Origin of the sequence: Caballeronia glebae, from assembly GCF_001545035.1 — a bacterium.
Taxonomy (GTDB): Bacteria; Pseudomonadota; Gammaproteobacteria; order Burkholderiales; family Burkholderiaceae; genus Caballeronia; species Caballeronia glebae.
Genome location: NZ_FCOJ02000138.1, coordinates 1 through 3,388, shown reverse-complemented (window position 1 = coordinate 3,388; position 3,388 = coordinate 1). Strand labels below are relative to the sequence as shown.

3 protein-coding genes are annotated in these 3,388 nt (G+C 62.4%); all 3 read right to left on the bottom strand.

Annotated elements, in window-relative coordinates; genetic code table 11:
• Nucleotides 1-715 (bottom strand): PHP domain-containing protein (locus AWB82_RS36310; protein ID WP_143756994.1); only part of this gene is annotated, 715 nt, incomplete at its 3' end.
• Nucleotides 716-722: 7 nt separating this feature from the next.
• Nucleotides 723-2,306, bottom strand: a complete 1,584-nt coding sequence (locus AWB82_RS36305) for a Y-family DNA polymerase (RefSeq protein WP_086974059.1) — start codon at nt 2,304-2,306, stop codon at nt 723-725.
• A complete protein-coding gene (imuA, locus tag AWB82_RS36300) occupies nt 2,251-3,114 on the bottom strand; it encodes a translesion DNA synthesis-associated protein ImuA (RefSeq protein ID WP_086974058.1) in 864 nt (287 codons plus the stop codon). The genes AWB82_RS36305 and imuA overlap by 56 nt, the downstream gene beginning before the upstream one ends.
• Between the last annotated feature and the right edge of the window lie 274 nt (nt 3,115-3,388).

Sequence of the window (3,388 nt, the reverse complement as noted above, 5' to 3'; positions counted from 1 at the left end):
CATCGTCGCTGCCGTCCTGCCAGAGCTCCAGCGCGAGCCACGCGCGGCCCGCGGCGAAATCGGCCAGCCAGTGCGCGCGATCGAGCGTATCGGCGAGCGTCGCCGAGCGCTGCGGCACGAGAATCAGAAGACAATCGGGCAAGTGCTTCAAATGCGCGATATCGCCGCGCAAGTCCGATGTATCGGATGACGCGGCGGGATCGGTGAAGTCCTCCGGACCTATCTTGTAACTGCCCTTGGGCGAACGCGCCCGCGCGTGCGAAATCAGCTCGGACAGGTTGCCGTAACCCGCACGATTCGTCGCGAGCGCGATGAGCGTGCAGAACGGATCGCCGTCGGCATCCGTGAGATGCAGTTCGCTGCCGATAATCAGCTTCAGCTCCTGCTTCTTGGGCGGTGGCTCGCCGGCAAGCCGCGCGGCTTCGACATCGGCCTGCGCCTTCGCTTCGATGTCCTTGATCGCGGCATGCGCGCGCACGACGCCCGCGAGCGAGCATTCATCCGTGATCGCGAGCGCGCAATAGCCGTGCTCCAGCGCGGCCGCTGCCAGTTCCTGCGGATGCGACGCGCCGCGCAGAAACGAAAAGTTGCTCAGACAATGCAGTTCGGCGTAACCGGGCAGCAACGCTGAAGCCGACATCGAGCCGGGGAATTCGGCCTTTTCGTCGCCTTCACCCAATCCGATGAGGTCGCCGAAGTCATTCAGGTCATCCATGGCGGCATCATCCGAAAAAACCGTGCAGGAACCAGTCGCCCGTAAGACGTTCGCGATAGAGCCAGAACATGCGGCCGCGATCGTCGGCGGCGACGTAATAATCGCGCTGGACACCGTTGCCGTCCCACCATCCCGCCTCGATCCGCTCGGTCCGGCTGATCAGCTTCAGCGGACGCCGATAGAACGGACGCTCGTTGCGCAGCATCAGCTTTTGCGGCGTTTCGAGTATCCACGACGGACGCGGCTGCGAAGGAACGGCCAGATCGGGAAGTTCGAGCGGGCCCTCGGATTCGGCTTGGGCTTCGAATTCCGTTTCGATGGGCGTGTCTGCGCTTGCTGTTTGCGTCTTCGACGATTTTTTACCGCGCCTGGGCTTTGTTTCGCTTGCAGGCTTATACGCTTCGACCGTCATCGCCGCCTCGGGCCGGTGATCGTCGCGCGCGACCAGTTGCACGACGTTCTCGGCGCCGAGCCGCGCGCTCAGACGTTCGAGCAGTTGCGCCATCGATTCGCTGTCGGAACCGGGCATCGGAAACAAGGTGTCGGGCGGCGGCGCATGCTCGCTGACCTTGTCGGCGAGGAGCTTCATCTCGATCACGGGCGCGGCGAGCGTCGTCTGATTCAGCTTCTCGCGCAGCAACCATAGGATGTGGTCGGCTTCGCGCGTCGGCACGGCCCACGCCACCTTGAACGTCGACGTTTTCGGCGCGTGGCGGGCGGCCAGTTCGTGTTCGAGCAAAAGCGAAAATTCGCTGACTGCCCCGTGATGCGCGCTCAGCCAGCCGGCGAGTTGCAGCACGAGCCGGCGAGCGGCGAACAGCAATGCCTCGGCGCTTTCCACGCGCGCCTGCAATTCGAGTCGCGCTTCGAACGACGCCGGCGCACAAAATGCCTCGCGCGGATCGGGCGCCTGTCCGTACGCCTGCGCGAGCCATTGCAAAACGCCCTGCCCGAATCGTCGCGCGACGCCTTTGCGCGGCAGATGGCGCAAATCGGCGAGCGTCGCGCAGCCAATCTGCTCGAACACGTTGCCGTGCGAATGCGCCGACGGAATGAGCGATACGGGCAGCTCATCGAGCACATGCGCGAGCGTCGTCTCTTTCACGATGCGCACCCGTCGCGTGACCCGACGCGTGCGCGCGTGAGCCAGCAGCCACGCGCCCCACGCTGTCGGCGCGCAGCCCATGCGCGACGTGAAGCCGCATCCTTTAACTGTCGATGTCACTGTGGACAGCAACGCACGCAATCCGCCGAAGAGCCGCATGCTGGCGCTGACTTCGAGCAGCACCGTATTCGCATGCGCGAGCACGACTTTGGGCGTGAACGCGAGCAGCGCCAGCGCAACGGCTTCGAGTGCGCTCTGCTCTTCGCGAATGTCGACGGCAAGCAGCGTCAGTTGCGGCGCCAGCGCGAACGCATGCGAGCGCGTGCTGCCGGGCCGCACGCCGAGCCGAAATGCGACGAGATCGGGCATCAGGATGCGCGCGTGATCGGCGAGCGCGAAGCATGGCTGATCGATATCGCCAGCGCGAGCGTCATTCGGCGTCGATGTCGTTCCAGGCGAGATCGAATTCCCCGATGCCGAGGGCATCGAGGGCGGCCTGACTGCTTCGAGCGATAAAAGCGGCAATGTCACCGCTATCCACAACATGTTTGACCTCTCGTGCTTTCCTCGCCTGATGCGCGCGACGAATATGTTCTGGCAGAGCAGGCATCTGCAGCGGCAAACTCAACTGCAACGGCTTGCCGAGCAATGGGCCGCGCCGCTTGATGATGTCGATTTCGAGCATGACGGCCTGCATCCATTCGCGACGGTTCATCGTCTGCGCGTTGGCGGGAAGTATCGGCTTGCAGACCATGCGCAGCGGTGCCGCGGAGGATTGCTTCGCCGCTTTGAGCGGGCGAAACAGAAATGCCAGCGACTGCGCTTCCTGAGCCGCCACCTGAAGTCTTCGCAGCGCTTTCGGCTCGACTTGCGGCAGCCAGATCAGCACCGCGCCGATGCCTTCCTGCTTCAACGACTGCTCCGCGGCCCAGAGCACCTGATCTTCGGGCGCTTTGACCCAGACCAGTTTGTTCACTGCGATGTTCATCTTCCGAAGCGCGGCCAGATTGGGCTTCCACGGTGGCGCAACAAAGATGACGGAGCGGCCTTTACGAGCTGTCAGTTCCCGAATCGTGCGCGCGAGCAGTCTGATTTCGCCTACGCCACTCTCTTCGATCAGCAATTCGGTGACTGTGCCGGGCATCCAGCCTGCGCCGGGCAAGGCGATATCTAGCGCTCGAAAACCCGTCGAGATGATGTTCGAGTCGGGATCGTTGATCGGACTGCCCTGCCAGACCTGACGCTGCAGATGCGATGTCAGCCCGATGTCGAGCAATGAAAGTGCTGCACCCATGAATTTCCCCGTCCGACGCGAATACAAGGGCCTGCTCATGGCGCGAGCACTCGGTGGCCTCCGGTTTTACTGTATATTTATACAGTATTTCGAGGCCTGAAGGTAAACAACTGAGTGAGTGAAAGGGTCTTTGATGGCGCACTGAAGGCGATCCCATCGTGAAGGGATTTATCGACGTTTATGCCGATTTTCTCGTTCCCAAACGCAAAAACCCCACCTTTTAGGGGTGGGGTTTTGGCTTTCAGCATGAGGAGCCTGACGATTACCTACTTTC

Coding starts and splice junctions, on each gene's coding strand:
- AWB82_RS36305 (WP_086974059.1), bottom strand. CDS start 2,306: ATGCCCTCGGCATCGGGGAATTCGATCTCGCCTGGAACGACATCGACG.
- imuA (WP_086974058.1), bottom strand. CDS start 3,114: ATGGGTGCAGCACTTTCATTGCTCGACATCGGGCTGACATCGCATCTG.